Annotated in this window: 19 protein-coding genes; 4 read left to right on the forward strand and 15 right to left on the reverse strand. The window is 70.0% G+C overall.

Going from position 1 to position 22,941, the window contains the following annotated elements:
• Nucleotides 1-46: 46 nt before the first annotated feature.
• The 6 genes from ACWDR4_RS15495 to ACWDR4_RS15520 all read right to left on the reverse strand — a co-directional run bounded on the left by ACWDR4_RS15495 (nt 47) and on the right by ACWDR4_RS15520 (nt 6,180).
• On the reverse strand, nt 47-715 hold the full coding sequence (locus ACWDR4_RS15495) for a response regulator (RefSeq protein ID WP_450408726.1): 669 nt from the start codon (nt 713-715) through the stop codon (nt 47-49).
• Between the two features lie 4 nt (nt 716-719).
• A complete protein-coding gene (locus tag ACWDR4_RS15500) occupies nt 720-1,943 on the reverse strand; it encodes a sensor histidine kinase (RefSeq protein WP_450408728.1) in 1,224 nt (407 codons plus the stop codon).
• Between the two features lie 178 nt (nt 1,944-2,121).
• Nucleotides 2,122-2,874, reverse strand: coding sequence for an IclR family transcriptional regulator (locus ACWDR4_RS15505; RefSeq protein WP_450408729.1), 753 nt, complete (start codon nt 2,872-2,874; stop codon nt 2,122-2,124).
• A complete protein-coding gene (locus tag ACWDR4_RS15510) occupies nt 2,871-4,265 on the reverse strand; it encodes an alpha/beta hydrolase family protein (RefSeq protein ID WP_450408731.1) in 1,395 nt (464 codons plus the stop codon). The genes ACWDR4_RS15505 and ACWDR4_RS15510 overlap by 4 nt, the downstream gene beginning before the upstream one ends.
• Entirely contained in the window at nt 4,262-5,629 is a 1,368-nt protein-coding gene (locus ACWDR4_RS15515; RefSeq protein ID WP_450408733.1) for an MFS transporter, read from the reverse strand. Before ACWDR4_RS15515 ends, ACWDR4_RS15510 begins: the two co-directional genes overlap by 4 nt.
• 125 nt (nt 5,630-5,754) lie before the next feature.
• Complete coding sequence (locus ACWDR4_RS15520; protein WP_450408735.1) at nt 5,755-6,180, reverse strand: MarR family winged helix-turn-helix transcriptional regulator; 426 nt, start codon at nt 6,178-6,180, stop codon at nt 5,755-5,757.
• 206 nt (nt 6,181-6,386) lie between these two features.
• On the opposite strand from ACWDR4_RS15520, the gene ACWDR4_RS15525 reads away from it, so the two are divergent.
• From ACWDR4_RS15525 to ACWDR4_RS15540, 4 genes are all read left to right on the forward strand, one after another.
• Nucleotides 6,387-7,304 (forward strand): SDR family NAD(P)-dependent oxidoreductase, encoded by a 918-nt coding sequence (locus ACWDR4_RS15525; RefSeq protein WP_450408737.1) that lies wholly within the window; start codon nt 6,387-6,389, stop codon nt 7,302-7,304.
• A gap of 2 nt (nt 7,305-7,306) precedes the next feature.
• On the forward strand, nt 7,307-8,191 hold the full coding sequence (locus tag ACWDR4_RS15530) for an amidohydrolase family protein (protein ID WP_235473674.1): 885 nt from the start codon (nt 7,307-7,309) through the stop codon (nt 8,189-8,191).
• Nucleotides 8,192-8,246: 55 nt separating this feature from the next.
• Nucleotides 8,247-9,752 (forward strand): o-succinylbenzoate--CoA ligase, encoded by a 1,506-nt coding sequence (gene menE, locus ACWDR4_RS15535; RefSeq protein WP_450408738.1) that lies wholly within the window; start codon nt 8,247-8,249, stop codon nt 9,750-9,752.
• Between the two features lie 115 nt (nt 9,753-9,867).
• The gene (locus tag ACWDR4_RS15540; RefSeq protein ID WP_450408740.1) at nt 9,868-10,323 is read left to right on the forward strand and encodes a MaoC family dehydratase; all 456 of its coding nucleotides are present in this window, start codon (nt 9,868-9,870) and stop codon (nt 10,321-10,323) included.
• Here ACWDR4_RS15540 and ACWDR4_RS15545 read toward each other — a convergent pair.
• From ACWDR4_RS15545 to ACWDR4_RS15585, 9 genes are all read right to left on the reverse strand, one after another.
• Complete coding sequence (locus ACWDR4_RS15545) at nt 10,314-11,186, reverse strand: PaaX family transcriptional regulator (protein ID WP_450408741.1); 873 nt, start codon at nt 11,184-11,186, stop codon at nt 10,314-10,316. The two genes, ACWDR4_RS15540 and ACWDR4_RS15545, sit on opposite strands and share 10 nt — an antisense overlap.
• A gap of 32 nt (nt 11,187-11,218) precedes the next feature.
• The gene (locus ACWDR4_RS15550) at nt 11,219-12,079 is read right to left on the reverse strand and encodes a hypothetical protein (RefSeq protein WP_450408743.1); all 861 of its coding nucleotides are present in this window, start codon (nt 12,077-12,079) and stop codon (nt 11,219-11,221) included.
• A gap of 4 nt (nt 12,080-12,083) precedes the next feature.
• Nucleotides 12,084-13,757: a PHP domain-containing protein gene (locus tag ACWDR4_RS15555; RefSeq protein WP_450408744.1), complete on the reverse strand. Its 1,674-nt coding sequence runs from the start codon at nt 13,755-13,757 to the stop codon at nt 12,084-12,086.
• Between the two features lie 104 nt (nt 13,758-13,861).
• The gene (locus ACWDR4_RS15560; RefSeq protein WP_450408746.1) at nt 13,862-15,724 is read right to left on the reverse strand and encodes a LamG-like jellyroll fold domain-containing protein; all 1,863 of its coding nucleotides are present in this window, start codon (nt 15,722-15,724) and stop codon (nt 13,862-13,864) included.
• A 49-nt stretch (nt 15,725-15,773) separates the two neighbouring features.
• The gene (locus ACWDR4_RS15565) at nt 15,774-18,698 is read right to left on the reverse strand and encodes a glycoside hydrolase family 2 TIM barrel-domain containing protein (protein WP_450408747.1); all 2,925 of its coding nucleotides are present in this window, start codon (nt 18,696-18,698) and stop codon (nt 15,774-15,776) included.
• Entirely contained in the window at nt 18,695-19,534 is an 840-nt protein-coding gene (locus tag ACWDR4_RS15570) for a carbohydrate ABC transporter permease (RefSeq protein WP_450408749.1), read from the reverse strand. The genes ACWDR4_RS15565 and ACWDR4_RS15570 overlap by 4 nt, the downstream gene beginning before the upstream one ends.
• Before the next feature lie 14 nt (nt 19,535-19,548).
• On the reverse strand, nt 19,549-20,502 hold the full coding sequence (locus ACWDR4_RS15575) for a carbohydrate ABC transporter permease (RefSeq protein ID WP_450408751.1): 954 nt from the start codon (nt 20,500-20,502) through the stop codon (nt 19,549-19,551).
• Entirely contained in the window at nt 20,502-21,788 is a 1,287-nt protein-coding gene (locus ACWDR4_RS15580) for an ABC transporter substrate-binding protein (protein WP_450408753.1), read from the reverse strand. Before ACWDR4_RS15580 ends, ACWDR4_RS15575 begins: the two co-directional genes overlap by 1 nt.
• Before the next feature lie 114 nt (nt 21,789-21,902).
• Nucleotides 21,903-22,907, reverse strand: coding sequence for a carbohydrate kinase family protein (locus ACWDR4_RS15585; protein ID WP_450408755.1), 1,005 nt, complete (start codon nt 22,905-22,907; stop codon nt 21,903-21,905).
• Between the last annotated feature and the right edge of the window lie 34 nt (nt 22,908-22,941).

Raw genomic sequence — 22,941 nt, forward strand, 5'->3', positions numbered from 1 at the left:
ACTTCGGGCTGCCCAGTACCGGTTTACATGGATAAGTGAATGGCCGTCAGGGTGCCCCCGGTGTCACCAACCCCGTCTCGTACGCGCAGATCACCGCCTGCACCCGGTCCCTGAGCCCCAGTTTGCTCAGCACGTTGCTCACGTGCGTCTTGACGGTGTGTTCGCTCACGAACAGGGTCGTGGCGATCTCCGCGTTGGACAGGCCGCGCGCCAGGAGCCGCAGCGTCTCCTCCTCGCGGCCGGTGAGAACCTCCAGGCGCTGCGGAGTCGGCTCGGCGGCGGCCTGCTCGCGGCGGCTGCGGACGATGTCCGCGACCAGACGGCGCGTCACCGTGGGGGCCAGCAGCGAGTCGCCGGCCGCCACCACCCGTACCGCGTGGACCAGGTCGTCGCGGCGTACGTCCTTCAGGAGGAAGCCGCTGGCACCCGCGTACAGGGCCTCGTAGACGTACTCGTCCAGGTCGAAGGTGGTCAGCATGACGACCTTGCAGGTGGACTGCGCGCACACCCGGCGCGCCGCTTCCAGGCCGTCCATGCCGGGCATCCGGATGTCGAGCAGGACGACGTCGGGGGAGTGCCGGACGACCGCGGCGACGGCCTCGGCGCCGTCCCCGGCCTCCGCGACCACCTCGATGTCCTGCTGCGCCTCCAGGATCATGCTGAAGCCGCTGCGGACGAGTTCCTGGTCGTCGGCGACGACCACCCGGATGCTCATCGCGTCACCCCAGGGCCGTCTGCCGGTCCGCGGCGGTCGGCAGGTGGACGACGACACGGAAGCCGCTGCCCGGGCCGGGGCCCGCGGTCGCGCTGCCTCCGCAGGCGGCGGCCCGCTCCCGGATGCCGATCAGACCGTGGCCGCCTCCGCCCCCGCGCGCGTCCTGCTCCGGGCCCCGCCCGTCGTCCGTCACCGTCAGCTTCAACTCGTCCTCCCCCCAGTCGAGTTCAACCCGCGCGCTCGCAGCGTACGCGTGTTTCACGGTGTTGGTCAGGGCTTCCTGGACCACGCGGTAGGCGGCCACTTCCGTGTCCGGGTGGAGGGGGCGGGGGGTGCCTGTCGTGTGCAACTCGGCGCGCAGGCCCGTGGAGTCCCGTACCTGCTCGACCAGTGCGGTCAGGGAGGCGATGCCCGGTTGTGGGAGGTGGCGTCCGTTCCCGTTCCGGGTTCTCTTCTTCTCGTCCTCTTCCTCCTTCAACACCCCGAGGATGAGCCGCAGTTGCCGCATCGCGTCCCGGCCGGCCCCGGCGATCGCGTCGAAGGCTGCCTCCGCGCGTTCCGGATCACTGCGTACGACGACCGGTCCGGCCTCCGCCTGTACGACCATGAGGCTCACCGCGTGGGCGAGGATGTCGTGCATGTCGCGGGCGATCCTGGCCCGTTCCTGGGCCAGAGCGCGAGCGGTGTCGGCCGCTCTCTCCCGCTCCAGTCGGCGGGCGTGGTCCTCCACGGCGGTTGTGTAGGCGCGTTGTACGCGGGTCAGCACCCCGAGGCCGTACGCGCAGCCCAGGCTGGTCAGATGGAAGGCGTACTCGAAGGGAAGAGCGTTCTCCTTGTGCTGCATGACCAGGATGCCGCCGGTCACCCAGCCCGCGAGCATGGTGCGGCGCTGCCAGGGCGGGGCCTGGGAGGCCATGGTGAACAGGACCACGAGGCCGGCGTACTCCACGTCGGGCGGTGGCGCGTGGTAGACGGCCATCGCCGGGGTGGCCACCGAGACCGCGCAGGCGCACAGGAAGGGGGCTCGGCGCCGCCAGACCAGCGGGAGTGCCGTGGCGGCGGCCAGGAGCCAGCCCTGCCAGGTCAGTTGGTCGTCGCCCTCGTCGGGGAACATCCACTGGAGGGAGGCGGCGAAGAGGACCAGTGCGGCGAGGGCGGCGTCGACGGCGTAGGGGTTCGCTGTTCGTAGGCGGGCGAGGGCTGTTGAGGGCCAGGTGGGTGGGGGCATGTGCGGCTCCTTCGGGGCAAGGGGCCGTCCAAGTATCGCGAGGTGTGCGCGGGCTCGTCCTCGCCGGTACGGGGGATATCGCTTCGCGGGAAGCCTTGTGTTCTGTCTGCGGGGCGGTGGGGGCTTGTCGCGCAGTTCCTCGCGCCCCTCTAGGGCGCGCTGGACTTCCCCAAGACTCTCAGGTCCTGTCCGGGCGCCAGCCCAGTGCCCGCGAGATTCCCCGCGCCGCCAACCTCACTGCCGGTACCAACACCGGTACCTGGGCGTCTGCTTGGGGTACCACGATCGATACCGCCGCCACCACTCCGCCCGCCTGCCCGCGTACCGGTGCTGCCACCGACAGAGCGTCGTCCGTGATCTGGCGGCTGCTCACCGCTACGCCTGTGCGGCGGACTTCGGCCAGGGTGCGGCGGAGGCTGGCCGGGTCGGTGATCGTGTGGGGGGTGAAGGCGGTCAACGGGCGCTCGCGGTAGGCCTGTTGGAACTCCGGGTCGCTGTGTGCGAGCAGGACGAGGCCGACGCCCGTGGCGTGCAGTGGCCAGCGGGCACCGACGCGGATGTGCACGCCGACCGCCGAACGGCCCGACAGCCACTCGATGTAGACGACCTCGCCGCCGTCCCGTACCGCCAACTGCACGTTCTCGTGCGTCGCTTCGTACAGGTCCTCCAGGTACGGCAGCGCGATCTGCCGCAGTGCCAGCCCGCGTGGGGCGAGTGCCGCGACCTCCCACAGGCGGAGGCCGACGTGGTAGACGCCGGCCTCGTCCCGCTCCAGGGCGCCCCAGTCGGTGAGGGCGCCCACAAGGCGGTGGGTGGTGGTGAGGGTCAGCCCGGCCCGCCGGCTGATGTCCGTGAGGGACAGCGCGGAGTGCTCGTGGTCGAAGGCGCTGAGCACGGACAGCAGCCGGTCGGGCGCGGAGCGGGTGGTCATGGGCGGGCAGCTCCCGGAGGCGTGGAGGTGTGGGTGCGGGCCACGTCGTACGGGCGGGGGTACTCCGCCGGGCGGTAGGTGACGTAACGCCCGTCTGTCGTTGGATCTGCTTGCTCCGCGCGGGAGTTGAGGGCTGCGGCCGACGTGTTCCAGCGGCCCGTGTCCAGGCGGTCCTCCAGGGCGTGTACGGCGGCTAGGGTCTCGCCGGTGGTGAACGTGCAGTGCCCGGGGCCGTCGACGTAGGCCTGGCTCAGCAGCGCGCCCGAGCCGCCCGCGGTCGCCGCCCGCCGGTAGGCGCTCTCCGCCTGTACGGGGATCAGCGCGTCGCCGGTGGTGTGGATGTTCAGCTGGGGATCGGCGAGGCGGCCGGTGAACGCGCTGGTGCGGCTCATCCATGCCGTCGCCTTGGCGTCCGCACTGATCCGGGGTGCCTTGTTCAGCGCCTTGAGGTCGTCGCGCAACGAGAGTCCCGCCTCCTTGTACAGCTCGGTCACCTCCTTGTATACCGAGGACCGGTGCAGCATCAGGGTGTAGTCGACGCCCGTGTTCCAGGAAGGGTTGCCGCCGGCCCGGGATTCCGCCTCCTGGCGCCAGCTGAACGCGGGGTTCAGGATCAGGCCGATGACCGCCGCGTACTGGTTGGCCTGCTGGGCGTTCCAGTCGGCGGGGCCGGGGACGGGCTGCGAGGCGTCGTTGTAGCCGGGGATGTTGTGCAGGGCGGCGGCGAGTGCGATCCGGGCCCGGCCCGCCGGCGTCCACTGCGCCTTGGCGACCTCCCAGGTGAGTGCGCGCGCGGCCGAGCCGGCCGCCGTCTGGTCGGCGAACCCGGTGAGCTGGATGCCCGAGTCCGGGGCGAGGAGCGTCCGCAGTGCGAAGACCGGGTCGAGGGTGCTGTTCCAGTTGGCGACCCCGCCCTGCACCAGACCGCAGATCGACAGCGAGCCGTCGAAGCGGTCGGCGTGCCTCTCGGCCAGGGCCGTCGTGACGAAGCCGCCGTACGACTGGCCCCAGGCGAGTGTTCGTTCGGCCTCGCCGAACCGCGCGGTGAACAGGTCCAGCGTGGCCAGCTGGTCCGGCACGGCGTCGGTGACAGCCCACCCGGTCGTCGCGTACGACGACCCGATGAGTGCGTACCCGGCGTCGAGCAGCTCCTGCTGTACGGCCGAACTCGGGGCGTCCTGGGCCGGGTTGGGGGAACCGGCGGGGCGGTAGCCGCGGCTGAACAGGAGCACCGTCCCGTTCCAGGCGGCTGGCTTCTCCAGCAAGTAGGCGGCACCGGAGGGCAGTTGGCCCTCCACGCGCTCGGTGGCGGTCGTCGTGGCGGCCTGGGCGGAGACCAGGGGTGTGGCGAGTAACGCCGCGGCGAGGAGGACGAGTACACGGGAGTTCACGGGCGGATCCCTTCGGGAGTGGGGGTTTCCTGGGGGAGGGCGGGGGAGCCGAGCGTGTCGGTGTTCGTCTCGCGCATCCGCCAGACGCTGACCGCGGTGATCACCGCGCCCCCGCACAGCAGCAGTGAGACGGGCGTACTGCCGCCGCCGTTCGAGGCGAGCAGGCTGCTCGCGATCAGCGGCGAGAACCCGGCGCCGACCAGCGTCGCCGCCTGATAACCGAGCGAGGCACCGGTGTAGCGGACCTCGGTGCCGAACATCTCGGAGAACAGGGCGCCCAGCGGCCCGTACATCGTGGACTGGGCGATGCCGTGGCCGAGGACGAGCGCGAGGATCAGCAGTCCGGGTGAGCCGGAGTCGACCAGTGCGAGGACGGGGAAGGCGAGTGCGGCCGAGGCGAGGGCGCCGGCGAGGACCACCGGGCGGCGGCCGACGCGGTCGGTGAGCGCGGCGGCGGTGGGCAGGACGACCAGCGCCACGCAGGAGGCGATGGTCACGGCGGTGAGGACCTGTGACCGGCTGTAACCGTTGCCGGTGGCGTAGGAGATCATGAAGCCGGTCAGCAGTGACTGGGCGGTGAAGGCACCGATGCCGACGCAGCAGGCGAGCAGCACGGGCTTCGGGCGGCGCAGCACCTCGAAGATCGGTGGCTTGGCCGCCGGCTCCCGCCTGCCCTCGGCGAACAGCGGGCTCTCCGCGACCCGCAGCCGCACGAACAGGCCGACGCCGAGCAGGACGAAGCTGAGCAGGAACGGTACGCGCCAGCCCCAGGAGCGGAACTGGTCGTCGGGGAGCGTGGCGACGAGGGTGACCACTCCGGCGGAGAGCACGGAGCCGAGCGGGGCGCCGAGCTGGGTGGAACTGGACCACAGGCCCCGCCGGGAACCCTGGGTGTGTTCGGCGTGCTCGACGACCATCAGGGTCGCGCCGCCCCACTCGCCGCCGATCGCGAGGCCCTGGACGACGCGGAGGGCGACCAGCAGGACCGGGGCCCAGACGCCGATCGCGTCGTACGTCGGCAGCAGTCCGATGAGGAAGCTGCCACAGCCCATCAGGGTCATCGTCAGCAGCATCATCGACTTGCGGCCGAGCCGGTCGCCGAAGTGGCCGAAGACGATGCCGCCGAGCGGCCGGGCGACATAGCCCGCGGCGAACGTGCCGAACGCGGCGATGGTGCCGACGGCGGGGTCGGCCTGCGGGAAGAACAGCTCGCCGAAGACGAGCGCGGCGACCGTGCCGTACACGAGGAAGTCGTAGAACTCGACGGTCGTGCCGAGCAGTCCGGAGAGTGCGACGCGGCGCAACTCCCTTGTGTCCGGCGGAGGTTGGGGGGTGGAGCCGGGGGACGAGCGGGATGGCTGCACGGGAAGCTCCCTGATGCCGATGCCGTGGGGGACGTCACCGGTGGGGAGACCGTACCGGTGCTCCGGTGAAGTTAGGCATCACGAAGACGGCAGTCAATAACTTGCACAACATCAGTTGACTCGCCTCAGCCCAGCCCGTCCTCCGCGATCCGCTGGAGCAGGGTGTGCAGGGACGCCCGTTCGGCCTGGTCGAGCGGGCCCAGCAGGTCGTTGGTCACGCGCTGGCCGGCCTCGTCGGTGTCCCGGAGGAAGGCGCGGCCGTCCTCGGTCAGGACGACGATGCGGCTGCGGCGGTCGTCGGGGGAGGGGCGGCGTTCGGCGAAGCCCTGCTTCTCCAGGTCGTCGACCAGGCCGACGATCGCGCTCGGGTCGTAGCCGAGCCGCGCGCTCAGCTCGCGCTGGAGCGCGCCCTCGGAACCGGCGAGGAAGCGCAGCACCGCGTAGTGGCGCAGCCGCAGCCCCGACTCCTGGAGGAACGTGTTGAACAACTGCCCCGAGCGCAGCCCCAGGCGGTACAGCAGATAGCCCGTGTCGGCGTGCAGCCCGCGCATCCACGGCTCGTCCGCGTCGATCGGGTTCGGGTCTGTGACGTCCTGGCGTGTGATGGCGGGCTCCCTGGGTCGGTCTGTCCTGCAGATTCCAGCATGACGTACCCGTATGTCATCAACAACTATTGACGTTGACAATTATTGCTCCTAACTTCGATCTCGAAGCCGCACCCCCTGTGAAGCCGCACCCCATGTGAAGGGACCACCTCGTGCCCAGCATCGATCTGACCGGCAAGGTCGCCGTCGTCACCGGCAGTGGCCGTGGCCTCGGCCTTGCCTACGCGCACGCTCTCGCCGCCGCCGGCGCCTCCGTGGTCGTCAACGACATCGACGAGACCGTGGCCGAGCAGGCCGTGAAGTCCATCACCGCGGCCGGCGGCACCGCCGTCGCCGAGGTGGTCCCGGTCGGTACGACCGAGGCCGCCGAGCGGCTCGTGAACCGCGCGGTCGAGGAGTTCGGGCGCCTCGACATCCTGGTCACCAACGCGGGCATCCTGCGTGACAAGGTGCTGTGGAAGATGACCGACGACGACTTCGACGCGGTGATCACCACCCACCTCAAGGGCACCTTCACCTGCGCCCGCGCCGCCGCCGTACGCATGCGCGAGCAGGGCGAGGGCGGCACGCTGATCCTGGTCGGCTCCCCGGCCGGCCAGCGCGGCAACTTCGGCCAGACGAACTACGCCGCCGCCAAGGCGGGCATCGCCGCCTTCGCCCGTACCTGGTCGATGGAGCTGGGCCGGGCGAACATCACCGTCAATGCGATCGTGCCGGTGGCCGCCACCGCCATGACCGAGACGATCCCCGCCTTCGCCCCCTACATCGAGGCGCTGAAGAACGGCGAGCCGTTCCCGGCCTTCCTCCGCAAGGGCGAGGGCTTCGGCACCCCCGAGGACTGCGCCGCCCTCGTCCCCTTCCTCGCCTCCGAGGCCGCCAGGGGCATCACCGGCCAGGCCATCGGCATCGGCGGCGACAAGGTGGCACTCTGGTCGCATCCGCAGGAGATCAGGGCCGCGTACGCCGACGGCGGCTGGACCCCGGAGGCCCTGGCCGACGCCTGGCCCACCTCGGTCGGCGCCGAACTCCAGTCGGTGGGCATCCCCGCCCCCAAGTTCCCGGAGGCGTAACCATGGCGAACCTCAACGTCGAGGAACTCGTCGCGATCGACGTCCACACCCACGCCGAGATCTCCTCCAAGGGCACCTCGTCCCTGGACGACGACCTCCACGACGCCTCGTCGGCCTACTTCAAGGTCGAGGGCAAGCGGAAGCCGACCCTGGAGGAGACCGCCGCGTACTACCGCGAGCGGAAGATGGCCGCCGTCATCTTCACCGTCGACGCCGAGTCCGCGACCGGCACCGAGCCCGTCCCGAACGAGGAGGTCGCGGAGGCCGCCGCGGCCAACCCGGACGTGCTGATCCCCTTCGCCTCCATCGACCCCTTCCGGGGCCGGGCGGGCGTCAAGCAGGCCCGGCGGCTGGTCGAGGAGTACGGGGTCAGGGGCTTCAAGTTCCACCCCAGCATCCAGGGCTTCTTCCCCAACGACCGCTCGGTCGCGTACGAGCTGTACGAGGTGATCGAGGAGACCGGCACGATCGCCCTCTTCCACACCGGCCAGACGGGCATCGGCGCCGGGGTGCCCGGCGGCGGCGGGATCAGACTCAAGTACTCGAACCCGCTGCACGTGGACGACGTATCCGCGGACTTCCCGGAGATGAAGATCATCCTGGCGCATCCGTCGTTCCCCTGGCAGGACGAGGCGCTCGCCGTCGCCACGCACAAGCCCGGCGTGCACATCGACCTCTCCGGCTGGTCGCCGAAGTACTTCCCGCCGCAGCTGGTGCAGTACGCCAACACGCTGCTCAAGGACAAGGTCCTCTTCGGCTCGGACTACCCGGTGCTCACCCCGGACCGCTGGCTCGCCGACTTCGAGAAGCTGCCGATCAAGGACGAGGTCAGGCCGAAGATCCTCAAGGAGAACGCGGCCCGGCTGCTCGGACTGACGAAGCCCTGACCCCGTAACCCGCACGCCGTATCTCGTCACCCGTTACTCGCAGAGGGGCGCAACGATGCGCAACGAGGGACTGGGGTCTTGGCCCGCCCGCCGGGCCCGCAAGACCCCCCAACGCACCGCCCTGATCCACGGCGACACCACGATCAGCTACGCACAGCTGTACGAGCGCACCACCCGCCTCGCACACGCCCTGCGCGACCGGGGTGTGCGCCGAGGTGACCGGATCGCCTATCTCGGCCCGAACCACCCCTCCTACCTGGAGACACTGTTCGCGGCGGGCACGCTCGGCGCGGTCTTCGTACCGCTCAACACCCGCCTGGCCGGCCCGGAGATCGCCTACCAGCTCGCCGATTCCGGCGCCAAGGCCCTTGTCTACGGCCCCTCGCACGCCGGTCTCGTCGCCGGACTGCCGGGCAACTCGGACGTGCGTACGTATGTCGAGGTCGGCGCCGAGTACGAGGCCGCGCTCGCCGGTGCCTCCGTCGAGCCGATCGACGCGCCCGTCACCGCCGACGACACCTGCATCATCATGTACACCTCGGGCACGACGGGCCGGCCCAAGGGCGCCATGCTCACGCACGGCAACCTGACCTGGAACGCCGTCAACGTCCTCGTCGACCAGGACGTCATCACCGACGAACGCGCCCTGGTCTCCGCCCCGTTGTTCCACACGGCCGGGCTGAACATGCTCACCCTGCCCGTGCTGCTCAAGGGCGGGCTGTGCGTCCTGGTCGAGTCCTTCGTCCCCGAGGACACCTTCGACCTGATCGAACGGCACCGGATCACCTTCATGTTCGGGGTGCCGACCATGTTCGACCACCTCGCCAGACATCCGCGCTGGGCCGACGCCGACCTGTCCTCGCTGCGCATGCTCTCCTGCGGCGGCTCGCCGGTGCCGACCCCGCTCATCGCCAGGTTCCAGGAGCGCGGGCTCACCTTCCTCCAGGGCTACGGCATGACCGAGGCCTCGCCCGGGACCCTGTTCCTGGACGCCGAGCACGCGATCAGCAAGGCCGGCTCGGCGGGCGTACCGCACTTCTTCAGCGATGTGCGGGTGGTACGGCCGGACCTGGCCCTCGCGGAGGTCGGCGAGACCGGCGAGATCGTGGTCCGGGGGCCGCACGTCATGCCGGGCTACTGGGGGCTGCCGGAGGAGACGGCCGCCTCCTTCACGGACGGCTGGTTCCGCAGCGGGGACGCCGCCCGGATCGACGAGGACGGGTACGTCTTCATCGTCGACCGCATCAAGGACATGATCATCTCGGGCGGGGAGAACATCTACCCCGCCGAGATCGAGGACCTGCTCCTGGCCCACCCCGACATCGTCGAGTGCGCGGTCATCGGCGTCGCCGACGAGAAGTGGGGTGAGGTGCCGCGCGCGGTGGTCGTGCTCCGCGAGGGCGCGGTCCTGGACGCGGACGAGGTGCTGGCCTCGCTGTCCGGGCGGCTCGCCAAGTACAAGATCCCGAAGTCGGTCGTCCTCGCGGACGAACTCCCGCGCACCGCCTCCGGAAAGCTCCTCAAGTCCCGGGTGCGGAAGGCCTTCGGCGCGGGTTCGTAGACGGTCCTGGCGGCCCTGCAAGGGGCGCGGGGAACTGCGCGACCAGCCCCCACTGACCCGCAGGCTAAACACGGCGCTTCCACCGCAGCATCAACTCCCATTTAAGGAACGCGACATGAGCATCACCGTCAACGGCATCGACGAACTCAAGAAGCTCGCAGGCAGCGACCTCGGCACCAGTGAGTGGATCGAGGTCACGCAGGAGCGCATCAACACCTTCGCCGACGCCACCGGCGACCACCAGTGGATCCACGTGGACCCGGAGAAGGCCGCCGAGGGCCCCTTCGGCGCCCCGATCGCCCACGGTTATCTGACCCTCTCCCTCTTCATCCCGCTCTTCACCGAGCTGCTGGACGTCCAGGGCGTGACGACGAAGGTCAACTACGGCCTCAACAAGGTGCGTTTCCCCTCGCCGGTGAAGGTCGGCTCGAAGATCCGTCTGGTCGGCAGGCTGGCCGACGTCGAGGACGTGGCGGGCGGGGTGCAGATAACCGTCGACGGCACGATCGAGATCGAGGGCGCCCCGAAGCCGGCGGCGGTGCTGCAGAGCCTGTCCCGGTTCTACGCCTGATCCGAGTCCCCGTCCCCGTCCCCGTTCTCACCCTCGCCCTCGCCCTTGCGTACGGGCACCAGGTCGAGAAGGCGTTCCGAGGCGTCCTGGGCGAGCGGTGTGAGCCGTTCGTACACCGTCCGGAACGTCTTCTCGGCCGGTTCCGCCGGCCAGCCGTCCGGGAGGTGCTTCACCGGGAGGCGGGGATCGCGGCGGACGATCCCGAGCCACTCGGCCTGGAGGACGAGACGCAGGGAGAGGGCGTCGTCCGCCGCCGGCAGCTCGGTCTCCCAGGGCTGCCACCGCCGTACGAACACCTCGTACCGCGCGGCCAGTTCGGACAGTTCCCAGGTCTCCTCGATCATCGCGCCGATGTCCATGCCCGAGTCGGCGTGCGCCCGGAACACCTTCACGTGGGCGGACAGGCCGAGTTCGGCCACCAGGGCGGCGACGTCGACCTCGCCCGGCGCGATCCACAGGCCGTTGAACAGTGGGCCGAAGCCGCTCCACGTCAACTGCGAGCGCAGATCGTGGCGTTGACGCTGCCAGGACTCCGGGAGGGAGAAGCCGAGCAGCGTCCAGGTGCCGTCCCACTGCCGGTTGACCGCACCGGTGTGCCAGATGCGCCGCTCGCCGTCGCCCAGCACGTCCGCCGAACGCCCGGTCAGCCCGAAGTACATCCGGCGCCCCTCGCGCTGGCGGCGCAGCAGACCCCGGCTCACCATCCGGGTCAGCGTCGAGCGGGTCGCCTGCTCGCCGACGCCCGCCCGGGCGAAGACGTCGATGACGCTGCCCGAGTACACGCAGACGTCACGCCCGAGCACCTGATCGCCCAGGAACGTCAGCATCAGGGACTGCGGCCGCAGCGACTCTTCGGTGGTCACGCGGCCAACGGTACGCCCCGGCGATCAGTACGTCAGCCCGTGACCTGCTGGTACGAGTAGACGGTGGTCGCCAGCACGCAGATGCCGGGCGGGATCACCTCGGCGCGCAGGGTGCCGCTGTTCACGTCGTAGTCGACGCCCTCCGCCTCGTACGCCGTCCCCGTGCAACTGCTGCGCTGGGGGAGGGCGAACAGGCTCGTGACGTGGCCCGTGACCGGCTTGCCGTCCACCGCGCGCTCCAGGTCGACCTGGAGCAGTGGGCGGATCTCCGGGAACAGGGTGCCCGAGTCGTCGTCCGAGGCGCAGATCAGCCGGGTCGCGGTGACGAAGTCGCAGCCCTGGATGTCCCGCACGGTCTTGTCCAGGGTGATCTGCCCGGCCTCCGCCAGCGCGCCGCCCGTGGCGGGGGTGGACGCGTTGAGGAGCGGGGCCGGGAACACCTGGAGGCGGCCCTGGTCGCCCCACTCGCCCGAGACCAGCCACTGGCCGTCGGGCGAGACGCTGGCGAAGGAGTTGTTCAGCTTCTCGCCCGAGTTCAGTGCGTGCACGTACTCGTATCTCTGCCCGGCCGGGGTGGTGACCGCGAACATCTTGGACGTGGCCGTGTCCGAGCCCTGGTAGGCGTCGAACACGTACCCGTATCCGATGTCCGGGTCACCGATGTGGCCCCAGCCGGCGATACGCAGATCCAGCGGGATGGAGGTGAGGCCGCGGTACAGGAGCGTGCCGTCCGCACGGGACGCCAGCCCCTGACCGCTGCCCAGGGTGTCGACCTGGGCCGACCCCGTCTCCGTCCACTGCGCGTCGGCGGCGGACGCCATGCCACCGCCGCCGAGCGCGAACGCCCCCGAGAGACCTAATAACGCTGCCAGGGACAGGAGTTGACGCTTCATCAGATCAGCCGCCTACGACGTCGACGAACACCGGGTTGGAATAGAACCACGTATCGGCCCACGGGTCACCGTTTCCGGGCTCGTGCGGGATCGGGCCGTGCGGGTCGACCGAGGCACCGAGGTAACCGGCGCCGTGCCGGTTGCCGTCGCTGCCCCGCAGCCGGACGTAGAACGACTCGTCGCCGGCGGTCAGCGGCACGCGCAGGGTGTACGTCCCCTTGCGCCCCGACACGTCCTTCGACTTGACGACCTTCGTGTCCGGCGCCTGCCAGGCGTCCCGGTCGGCGGCCGGGCCGCGCACCGCGCCCCGGATCACGTCCACGTGCGCCAACTCGGGGAGGATTCCCTGGGGGTTGAGACGGGAGGCGGAGGTCACCGTGATGTTCAGCGTGAGCTTCTCGCCCCTGCGGACCCGGAGCCGGCCGCCCAGCGTGACACCTCGGCCGAACTCGCAGTCCCGGGTCAGCCGTACGTCGAGCCCGTCCAGCAGGTGGCCGTGGTCGAGCCAGACCCGGCCCGCGCGCATACCGGCCATCACCGCGCGGTAGCCGTAGCCCGTGACGCCCACGTGGGTGCGGCTGAACTGGCCGGGCCAGAAGTCGCTGCCGGGCTGCGGGGTGTCGGTGTTCACCGGGTCGGGCAGCTTGCCGGTGTTGTCGAAGTTCTGCCCGGCCGGCCAGTCGCCGTTCTTCCAGGTGTCGAAGACGATCCGGTGCGCGTCGGAGTTCGTGGTGATCGAGAACAGGCTGCCTTCGGCCAGCATCGAGTCCCACAGCCCGCCGACCGTCGCGGTCGCCCAGTCGAAACCGCCGTACGTCAGATACCCGTCCGCCGGATAGCCCTGCCAGGACTGCGCCGTCGGCTTGTTCTCGTACTCGCCACGGATCGAGGTCGTCCCGCGCCAGCCGGGGATGGCCGCACCCTGGGCGCCGGGCGCGCCCTCCATGCCGATCACGATCTCGGGCGCCGCGTCCCGCCAGTTGCGCATCTCGTGCGGGGAGTCGATGCCCAGGCGCATCGGGTGGTTGGCGAGGACCAGCACGTCGTCGACGTATCCGGTACGGCGCTGCTCGGCCAGCCACTTGATCGCCTTGACGGCGTGCGCCTCGTTGCGGGCGGTGTCGGCGGCGCCCGCCGAGCCCTCGGTGTAGCCGAGGAGCTTGCCGTCGTAGGCGCTCTCGAACTTCGTGAGCAGGTCGACCTCGTGCTTGCCGGGCGGGGAGAAGACCGTGCAGTGCTCGGCGCCCGGGATGTACCACTCCAGGCCCTGGAAGATCAGCTGACGCGGGTTCTCCTCCCGCGCCTTGAGGATCTCGGCGTGCTCCAGCGGCGCCCCGAACTCGGCGTGCCCGAAGTTGGAGTGCTCGGTGAACACCATCCAGTCGAGGCCGAACTTCTCACCGGCGGCGGCCAGTTGGGAGAACGTGTACTTGGCGTCGTGGCTGTACACGGAGTGGATGTGATGGTCGCCGACGAGATAGGCGAGGCGCGGATCGCTGCCGCCGAGCCGGCGCGGGCCGGAGGAGGCGGCGGCGGGCGTCGCCAGTGAACCGGCGGCGAAGGCGGCGCCGAACAGGCCCGCCCGGTGCAGGAGTTGACGCCGGGAGACGCCCTGGGCGTCAAGACCGGCGGGGGAGACGGCGGGGTCGGCCCAGGCAGGCAGCTGCTGCTCTGTCATGGTCTGTGGGTCCCTTGGGATCTGGTGGGATCTGGAGAGGCGTGGAGTCCAGGAGGCTTGGCGGAGCCCGACGGGGTGGGTCGGTGATTCAGTGATGCAGTGGCTCAGTGGTTCATGAACGAGCTGACGGGCAGGGCTCGTTCGACGATCCGTACGTCACCGAGGCGGGCGTGCAGGATCTGGTCGATCTTCCCCGCGTACTCGTAGCCGCCGAGCAGCCAGGGGAGCCCGACCGAGGTGATGCCGATGGAGGTCGCCGTCGGGTTGCGGACGACCGGGCAGCCCTGGACGTACAGCGTGGTGTGCCTGCCGTCGTTGACGACCGCGAGGTGCCACCAGGTCTCCAGCGGGGTCTCCTGGCCCCAGTTGGTGGCGATGCCCTGCTGGTTGAGGGGCCGCATGGCCCACTGCGGCTCGCGGTCGTTGGAGAGGGAGAGGGTGGCCAGGGGCTCGTCCGGGTCGTCGCCCGTCTTGCCCGCGGCGCCGCCCGTGCCCGTACGGCTGACCACTCCGGCCCAGGCGTGGTGCGAGGGGTCCCAGTCGGCGGGCAGCCGGTAGAACGCCTCGATGGTGTAACCGGCCTTGAACGTCGCCGAGTTGAGGGGCGCGCCGTCGACCGTCCGCAGATAGGCGCCCTTCAGCGGCGACTTGAAGCCGTTGAAATCCAGGCTGCCGTGGCCGGGCTGGTCCGGGTGGTGGTCGCTGGACCAGTTCAGGGTGGCGCCCCCGACCGTCACCAGGGCGAGGTCGTTGCCGCGGCCGGACCGGTCGCGGACCGTGCCGGTGAGGGCGGCCCCGTCGGTCTGTCCGTCGAAGCGCCAGTAGGCCACCGTGCCCGGGATGACGATCTTCGACGCCGGGCGGGCCGGACGCGCGGGCACCGGGGCGAACCCGGCGAAGCGCTCCGCGAAGTCGATGTCGACGGAGAACCGGTCGGCGTCGCCGCTGAGTTCGATCTCCTGCCGCTCCAGCTCGTTGAGCCCCTTCGCGGCCCGGCCCAGGATCCACGGGGAGACCGTCTCCACGTCGATCGTGTTCCGGTCGAGGTCGAAACGGTAGAGGCGGATCATCGCGGCGCCGCCGAAGTACCGGTTCTGATAGTTCGTCAGATGCAGTTCGACGTCATGTCCCGCCGCGTTCTTGCGCGTTGCCCGTCCGGCGGGCCAGTAGTGCCCGTTGAGGGTGAGGAAGATCTGGTCGTGGTCGGCGACCAGCTTGTCCCACAGCTCCTGCCCGTAGTCCGACAGGGAGTCGTCCTCGACGACCAGTTCATGCGTCGTGAGGATGACGGGCAGGGCCGGGTGCTTCGCCAGGACGTCCTTCGCCCACGCGTAGCCCTGGTCCGACAGCCGCCAGTCCAGCGCGAGGACCAGCCACTCCCGCCCGGCCGCCCGGAACACGTGGAAGGTGTTGTAGCCGTCGGCCGAGGCCCCGCCGAAGGTCTTCTTCCCGTTGAACCGCTCAGGCCCGAACACGTCGAGGTACGGGCTGGCGCCCCGCTGGTCGGTGGTGGAGGACTTCACGTCGTGGTTGCCCGCGAGGACGCTGTAGCCGACGCCCCTCCGGTCGAGGAGCCGGAACGCCTCGCCGATCGCGGCGAACTCCGGCGCGGCGCCGTTCTGGGTGAGGTCGCCCAGGTGAGACAGGAACACGATGTTCTCGTCCCGCCCGTGCTCCAGCAGATACCGCAGCGACGCCTCGACGGGCGCCTTGTCGATGCTCGGTCCGTCGAAGAGGTACTGCGTGTCGGGCATCACGGCGAGCGTGAACCGACGGCTCTCCGTGTCGGGCCGCGACGACGAAGAGGACGCTTTCTCCGTCAGGGCCTCGGCGGCCGTCGGCAGGGCGACGGACGTGGTCGCCGCCGCCCCGATCAGCGCGGTCGCCCGCAGGAAAGTACGCCGGCCGGCGCCCGCCTGAGGCGCTTCCAGGGCAGGCTCGTGCCCGGACTCGTGCGAGGTGCACACAACTAACTCCGTAAGTGGTTCCGTGAGTCGAGGGGAGTGGTGTGGGGGGTCAGAGCGTGCGAAGAGTCCAGGCCCAGCGGTGGGTGCCCGGCTGTACGAGATAGGAGGGGAAGGTGTCGGGGCCGCACGACGCCGTGCCGAGCCCCCTGTGCGCCGCGTCGATGTGCACCACACAGCCGTGCCGTGGCTTCAGCTGGTCGTGGTGCGTGGCGGTGGCCAGATCCTCGGCGCGGAACCGGGTCACGGAGACCTGGCGCGGCCGGTCCAGCACGACCGAGAGACCGGTGGCGTCCGGCGCCGACAGCCTGAACTGTCGTACACCGTGCCGTCCGCCGCTCTCCTGCGGTCGCAGATAAGGGGTGAACAGGGAGTCCACGGGGGCCGAGTGATGCCCGACGGGCGCCCCGGCGGCGCGGTCCGGGTAGGACTCCCAGGGGCCCTGCCCGTACCACTCCAGCAGATCGAGGCCGGACACCGTCTCGAACACGGAACCGACCCGGGCCACATCGGCGTAGGCGTCCGGCAGTTCGACGGTCTCCTCGACGCGGATGCCGCCCTGGACCGGAGTGAACGCCTGCTCGTGGCGGATGACGCCCGCGTTCCCGGCGTACTCGGCGAGCACGGTCACGCGCCCGCCGTCGCGCCGTACGTCCACGGCCTTGCGTACGAGGGAGTCGAGGCCCCAGTCCTGCCAGCGGGCCGCCATGCCGCCCAGCTCGTCGTTGTCGGTCGGGGCCCGCCACAGGGACAGCGCGGGCGCGGAGACCAGCAGCGGGTGGACCAGGAGTCCGTCCGTGTCGACCTTGACGGGCGGTCCCGTCACCGCCGCCTCCGACACGTCCGGCGCGGCCCGCAGCAGCAGCTGGGGCACGCAGATCTCCGTACCGCGCGGCGCCCACGGCTCGTCTTCGGCCGTCGTCACCCGCAGGGTCAGCCAGGCCTCGCCGCCGTCCGCCGGCAGCTCGAAGGGCAGCGGCACGGTCGCCGTCTCGCCCGGGCGCAGATCCGGCAGTTCGGCGGGCGCGGTCAGCGTACGGCCGTCCGCGAGGGTCAGTTCCCAGGTGGCCGCGAGCCAGTCCAGGCCCCGGAAGCACTGGTGGTTGGCGACCACGAGCCCCTCGTGCCGGAACGCCTCCAGACGCACCGGAGCCGCGATCTCCCGGTGCTCGAACATGACGGGCTTGGGCGTGCGGTCGGGGAAGACGACACCGTCGGCGATGAACGCGCCGTCGTGGATCGTCTCGCCGAAGTCGCCGCCGTACGCCCAGCGCAGGCCGGGGGCGGCGACACCGTTGTCATAGAGCCCGGCGCCCGCGCGTCCGAGAGGTCTGCCGCTGTTCACGCACTGGAGAATGCCGTGGTCCCAGAACTCCCAGATGAACCCGCCCTGAAGTCCCGGCGTTGACTCGATGGCCGCCCAGTGGTCGGCGAGCGTGCCGTTGCTGTTGCCCATGGCGTGCGAGTACTCGCACTGGATGAGCGGCTTGGTCTGCTCACCGGACAGGGCGTGCGCGACGCAGTCCTCCAGCGGCGCGTACATCGGACAGGCGATGTCGGAGGCGACCGTCGCATCGGCCCAGCCCGTCTTCGCGGCGCCCTCGTACTGGAGCGGTCGGGTCGGGTCGTGGCGGCGAAGCCAGCCCGCCGCCGCGTCGTGGTTGGCGCCGTAGTCGGACTCGTTGCCGAGCGACCAGATGATGATCGACGGGTGGTTCTTGTCCCGCAGGACCATCCGCGAGACGCGGTCCACGAAGGCGCCCAGATAGCGCGGGTCGTCGGCGATCTCGTGCGCGTGGTCGTGCGACTCGATGTCCGCCTCGTCGACCACGTAGAAACCCAGCTCGTCCGCGAGGTCGTACAGCGTCGGGTCGTTCGGATAGTGCGCGGTGCGGATCGCGTTGAAGCCGAAGCGCTTCAGCAGCACGAGATCGGCGCGCATGTCGTCGTACGACACCGTCCGCCCGGTCAGCGGATGGAAGTCGTGCCGGTTGACGCCCCGGATGTAGATCCGCTCGCCGTTGACCAGCAGGTCCCGTCCGACGATCTCGACGTCCCGGAAACCGATCCGCCGGTACGAGGTGTCGGCGACCGTTCCGTCGGCGCGGTGCAGCCGGACGGTCAGGCCGTACAGCTCGGGCGTCTCGGCGGTCCAGGTGCGTACGTCGGGCACCTGGGCGCCCAGCCGGGGCTCGCCGAGGAAGGCGGAGACCCGGTCGTCCTCGGCGTTGAGGCGGTCGAAGTCGAGGTCCTGGACGAGGAGTTGACCGTCGATCTCGCCGGTGACGTACCAGCCCTCGGGCAGCGCGCCGCCCGCGTCCCGCACCCGGCTGTCCACCCGCAGCTCACCGGAGGCCGACGCCCGCACGGTGATGTCCGCGAGGTGCAGCGGGTCGGTCGCGTACAGCAGCACCGAGCGGGTGATGCCGCCGTGCCACCACTGGTCCTGGTCCTCGATGTGGGTGGCGTCGGACCACTTGACGACCGTCAGCCGTACGGTCGCCGAGCGGCCCGGCCAGACGACGTCGGAGAGGTCGAACTCGGCCGCCAGATGGGAGTCCTTGGAGATGCCGACCGGCCGCCCGTCCACGTGCACGAGCAGCACGCTCTCGGCGGCGCCGACCTGGAGCACGATCCGCCGGCCCGCCCACTCGGCCGGAACGTCGAACTCACGCTCGTACACGCCCGTCGGGTTGGCGACGGGCGACGTGGGCGGGAAGTCGCCCCACGGCATCTGGACGTTGGTGTACCAGGGCAGGTCGTCGGTGTCCTGGAGGGTCCAGGCGCCCGGCACCTGTGTCGAGGACCACTCCTCGGCCACCGGGCTGTCCGGCGTCGGGAGCAGCTGGAAACGCCAGTCGCCGTCCAGGGAGAGAGCCTGGGCGCGCCGGTCGACGGCGTTCATGGGCAGGCGCCCCCAGGAAGTCACCTCGGGTGACTCCCAGGGGCGCAGGGCCAGCAGCGGATCGCTTGTCATCCGCGGACCGCTCCCTTCGCGAGGTCGCCGATGATCTGCTTGGCACCGATGGCGAACACGATCAGCAGCGGGACGAGGGCGAGGAGCGCGCCGGTCATCACGATGCCGTAGTCGGTGGTGCCGTGGGTGCCGTTGAGCTGGGACAGCGCGACCTGGAGGGTCACGTTGTCGGGGTTGGTGAGGGAGATCAGGGGCCAGGCGAAGTCGTTCCACTGGCCCATGAAGGTGAAGATGCCGAGGAAGGCGAGCCCGGGGCGGACCACCGGCAGCGCCACATGCCAGTACTGGCGCAGGAAGTTCGCGCCGTCGAGCTTGGACGCGTCGAGCAGTTCGTCGTGGATGGCGGTCTTCATGTACTGGCGCATCCAGAAGATGCCGAAGGCGTTGGCGGCGGCCGGCACGATCAGCGCGGTCATCGAGCCGATCCAGCCGATCTTCGCCATGACGACGAACTGCGGGATGACCGACAGCTGCGCCGGGACCATGAAGATGACCATGAGCAGCCCGAACAGCAGCCCCTTGCCGGGGAACTCGAACTTGGCGAAGACGAACGCCGCGAGCGAGTCGAAGAGCAGGACCAGGAAGGTCACCGACGTCGCGACCAGCAGCGAGTTCCACATCGACCCGAAGAAGTCGATGGCGTCGAAGAGATTGCGGACGTTCTCCAGGAAGTGCGTGCCCGGCAGCAGCTTCGGCGGGTACGAGAAGATCTCCGACGAGCTGTGCGTCGACATGATCACGGCCCAGTAGAACGGGAAGGCCGAGATCAGCGTGCCGATGATCAGCGGTAGGTGCAGCGCGAGCCCTCTGCGGCGGGACCCCTTGATGGATGCCATTTTGCGGGCCCTTCCTAGTCGCCCCGGCGCTGCACGAGGCGCCAGTTGATGATCGAGAAGAGGACGACGACGAGGAAGATGCCCCACGCCACCGCGGCTCCGTACCCGAAGTCGTTGTTGTCGAAGGTCTGCTGGAAGAAGTAGAGGACCATCGTCTGGCCCGAGTGGCCCGGACCGCCCGCGAACGTCGAGTCGTTGGACGAGGTCTGGAGCAGGACCTGTGGTTCGGAGAAGCTCTGCAGGCCCGTGACCGTCGAGACGACGAGCACGAACAGCAGGGTGGGCCGCAGCAGCGGCAGCGTGATCTTGAAGAAGGTCTGGACGGGCCCGGCGCCGTCCATGCGTGCCGCCTCGTACAGCTCGCTCGGGACGGTCTGGAGCCCGGCGAGGAAGATGATCGCGTTGTAGCCGGTCCACTGCCAGGTCATCAGGGCCGCGATGGTGACCTTGATGCCCCACGGCGTGTTCAGCCAGGCGATCTGGTCGATCCCCACCGCGTTCAGGATGGCGTTCACCATGCCGAAGTTGGTGGAGAAGATCGAGCCGAAGACGATCGCGATGGCGACGACCGAGGTGACGTTCGGCAGGAAGTACGCGAACCGGTAGAGGTTCTTGAAGCGGACCGCCGAGTTGAGCATCACGGCCGTGATCATCGCGAGGAAGATCATCGGGAGGGTGGCCAGCGCCCAGATGATGATCGTGTTGCCGATCGAGTTCCAGAAGTCGCTGTCGCTCAGCAGGTACTGGTACTGCGAGAGCCCGGCCCACTCCATCGAGCCGAGGCCGTCCCAGCGGTGGAACGACAGATAGAGGGAGAAGCCGACCGGGAACAGGCCGAAGCCGAGGAAGATCAGATAGAAGGGCGAGATCGCGGCGTAGAGGTGCCAGTACTTGCGCCACCCCTTCTTCGGCCCGGTGGGTGAGGGCCGCTGCGCCACAGCGGGCGGGGACTGCTCGATGACCGCCATCAGTAGCTCACCCCCAGGTGCTTCGCGATGCGACGGCACTTGCTCATGGCGTCACTCCAGGCTTTCTCCGGGTCCTTGCCGAGGACGCCGACGTTCTTGATCTCGTCCTTGATGGGCGTTCCGAGCGCGATGTCGTACGGGCTGTTGTAGGCGACCACGATCTTCTGCGCGGCGGGCCCGAAGATGTCGGTGGTGACCTGGCCGCCGAAGAAGGGGTCCGCTTCCCGGAGTTGCTTGAGGTCGTAGGAGGCGGGCGTGGAGGGGAAGAGGCCCGCGTCGACGTAACCCTGGGCCTGGTTGGCCGCGTTGAGGATCCAGGTGATGATCTGGAAGGCCTTCTCCGGTTCCCGGCACGCCTTGGTGATCGACAGGAACGAGCCGCCGTTGTTCGCGGGCCGCACCGGCATGTCGGCGATCCGCCACCTGCCCTTGGTCTTCGGGACACCGTTCTTGATGTCGAAGCTGGCCCAGGAGGCGCCCAGTTGGCTGGGCAGCTTGCCGTCCTGCACGGCCGACAGTTGGTCCGGGGTGCCGTTCACCAGGTCCGAGACGATCCCGCGCTTCTTGGCCTCCACGGCCAGCGCCCAGGCGTCGCGCACATGCTGCTGGTCGCCGATGAAGTGACGGTCCTTGTCGACGTACCGCTTCGAGCCCTGCTGTACGACGTTCTCGAAGACGGAGTTGACGTCCGTGAGCAACTGGGTGCCCGGGATGCGCTTCTTGAGCTGCTCGCCCGCGGCGAAGAACGCCTCCCAGGTGCTCAGCTCCTTCGACACGTCGGCGGGCTCGTACGGCAGGCCCGCCTTGCGGAACACCTCGTACTGGTAGAAGTGCGCGACCGGCCCGCAGTCGATCGGGAAGCCGACCATCGTGCCGTCGTCGGCGATGCCCTGGTCCCACTTCCACGGCAGGTACTGGCTCTTGTACTTCTCCGCGCCCAGCGTCCGCAGATCGATGAACTGGTCCGCGTTCGGGAGGTAGGCCGCCATGTCCTCGCCCTTGAGCCCCGCGATGTCGGGGACATGGGCCTGACCGGTGATCGTGGTGATGAGCTTCGAGCGGTACTGGCCGCCGATCTGGATCGCCCGGAGGTCGACCGAGCTGTCGTAGCGGGCCTTGGCGTTCTTGACGACGGTGTCGCTCAGACCGCCGCTCCAGTACCACAGGACCATGTTGCGCCCGGTGGAGCCGGTCGGAACGGCGCAGCCGCTCGCCAGGCCGCCGAGCGCGGTGGCGGCCGTGCCGGCCAGGCCCGCGCGCAGTAGGCCTCTTCGTGAGAGCTGCACAGCTCCCACCGCCTTTCGGATCTGTTCGGTACGTGCGTAAGGGGGAAGAGTCAGTGGGGGGAATTACGGGGGGGGGAAGGCAGTGTGTGGGGGTCTCAGGATGTTGTGGGGGTCTCAGGGTGTGACGGGTGCGAACCGCACCGGCGGGCCCGGGTCGGCCGGCAGCCGGTCGGCCAGGAAGCCGTAGGCGCGCCGCAGTCCGGGGTCGTCGAGCGTGTGCCACCAGCGGTGGACGTGGTACCAGCCGGGCGCGGCCAGCGCGCCGCCGTGCTGCCGTACGGACAGGGAGGCGGCCAGTACGGCGAACTTCAGCCGTTCCTCCAGCGGCCAGCCGCCGAGCGAGGCCGCGACGAAACTGGCGCCGAACACGTCACCGGCGCCTGTCGAGTCCACGACGTCCACGGGCAGCGCCGGGACCTCCGCGTACTCGCCGGTCGTCTGGTCGACCGCGAGCGCGCCGTCCCCGCCACGGGTGACGACGGCCACCGGGACCAGCTCGCTGAGCGTGCCCAGCGCGGCGACCGCGGTGTCGGTGCGGGTGTACGCCATCGCCTCGGTCTCGTTGGGGAGGAAGGCGTGGCACAGGGCGAGCTGGTCGAGCAGGTCGGAGGACCACTGCTGGGTCGGGTCCCAGCCGACGTCCGCGTAGATCTGCGTACCGTTCGCCGCCGCCTTGGCCAGCCAGCGGTGGGGCTCGGCCTCGATGTGCACGAGCGCGGTGCGCGCCTCGGGCGGGTCGCCCAGCAGGGCGTCCTGGGAGTACGGCGGCGGCTGCCCGTGGGTGATCAGGGCGCGGTCGCCGTCGTAGGCGAGCGAGACGGTGACGGGGGTGTGCCAGTCGTCCGCGGTGCGCGAGAGCGAGAGGTCGACGCCCTCCTGGCCGGCGAGGACGGCACGGCAGTGGGCGCCGTAGGCGTCGTCGCCGAAGACCGTGGCCAGCGAGGTCTTCAGACCGAAGCGGGAGGCGGCCACCGCGAGGTTCGCGATCCCGCCGGGGCTGGTGCCCATCCCCGACGTCCAGATCTCCTCGCCGGGCGTCGGGGGCTTGCCCAGGCCGGTGAGGACGAGGTCGAAGAAGAGCAGCCCGGTCAGCAGCACATCGGGCCGTTCGTCGTCCACGCGCGCATCCTCTCGTCAAAACTCGTCAGTTTGA

Source organism: Streptomyces sp. NPDC000878 (assembly GCF_053599695.1).

Bases quoted from the DNA above. Each gene is read 5' to 3' on its own strand.
- ACWDR4_RS15530 (WP_235473674.1), top strand. From the start codon at position 7,307: ATGGCGAACCTCAACGTCGAGGAACTCGTCGCGATCGACGTCCACACC.
- ACWDR4_RS15505 (WP_450408729.1), bottom strand. From the start codon at position 2,874: ATGACCACCCGCTCCGCGCCCGACCGGCTGCTGTCCGTGCTCAGCGCC.
- ACWDR4_RS15520 (WP_450408735.1), bottom strand. From the start codon at position 6,180: ATGCGCGGGCTGCACGCCGACACGGGCTATCTGCTGTACCGCCTGGGG.
- ACWDR4_RS15495 (WP_450408726.1), bottom strand. From the start codon at position 715: ATGAGCATCCGGGTGGTCGTCGCCGACGACCAGGAACTCGTCCGCAGC.
- ACWDR4_RS15570 (WP_450408749.1), bottom strand. From the start codon at position 19,534: ATGGCATCCATCAAGGGGTCCCGCCGCAGAGGGCTCGCGCTGCACCTA.
- menE (WP_450408738.1), top strand. From the start codon at position 8,247: ATGCGCAACGAGGGACTGGGGTCTTGGCCCGCCCGCCGGGCCCGCAAG.
- ACWDR4_RS15540 (WP_450408740.1), top strand. From the start codon at position 9,868: ATGAGCATCACCGTCAACGGCATCGACGAACTCAAGAAGCTCGCAGGC.
- ACWDR4_RS15575 (WP_450408751.1), bottom strand. From the start codon at position 20,502: ATGGCGGTCATCGAGCAGTCCCCGCCCGCTGTGGCGCAGCGGCCCTCA.
- ACWDR4_RS15565 (WP_450408747.1), bottom strand. From the start codon at position 18,698: ATGACAAGCGATCCGCTGCTGGCCCTGCGCCCCTGGGAGTCACCCGAG.
- ACWDR4_RS15550 (WP_450408743.1), bottom strand. From the start codon at position 12,079: ATGAAGCGTCAACTCCTGTCCCTGGCAGCGTTATTAGGTCTCTCGGGG.
- ACWDR4_RS15500 (WP_450408728.1), bottom strand. From the start codon at position 1,943: ATGCCCCCACCCACCTGGCCCTCAACAGCCCTCGCCCGCCTACGAACA.
- ACWDR4_RS15555 (WP_450408744.1), bottom strand. From the start codon at position 13,757: ATGACAGAGCAGCAGCTGCCTGCCTGGGCCGACCCCGCCGTCTCCCCC.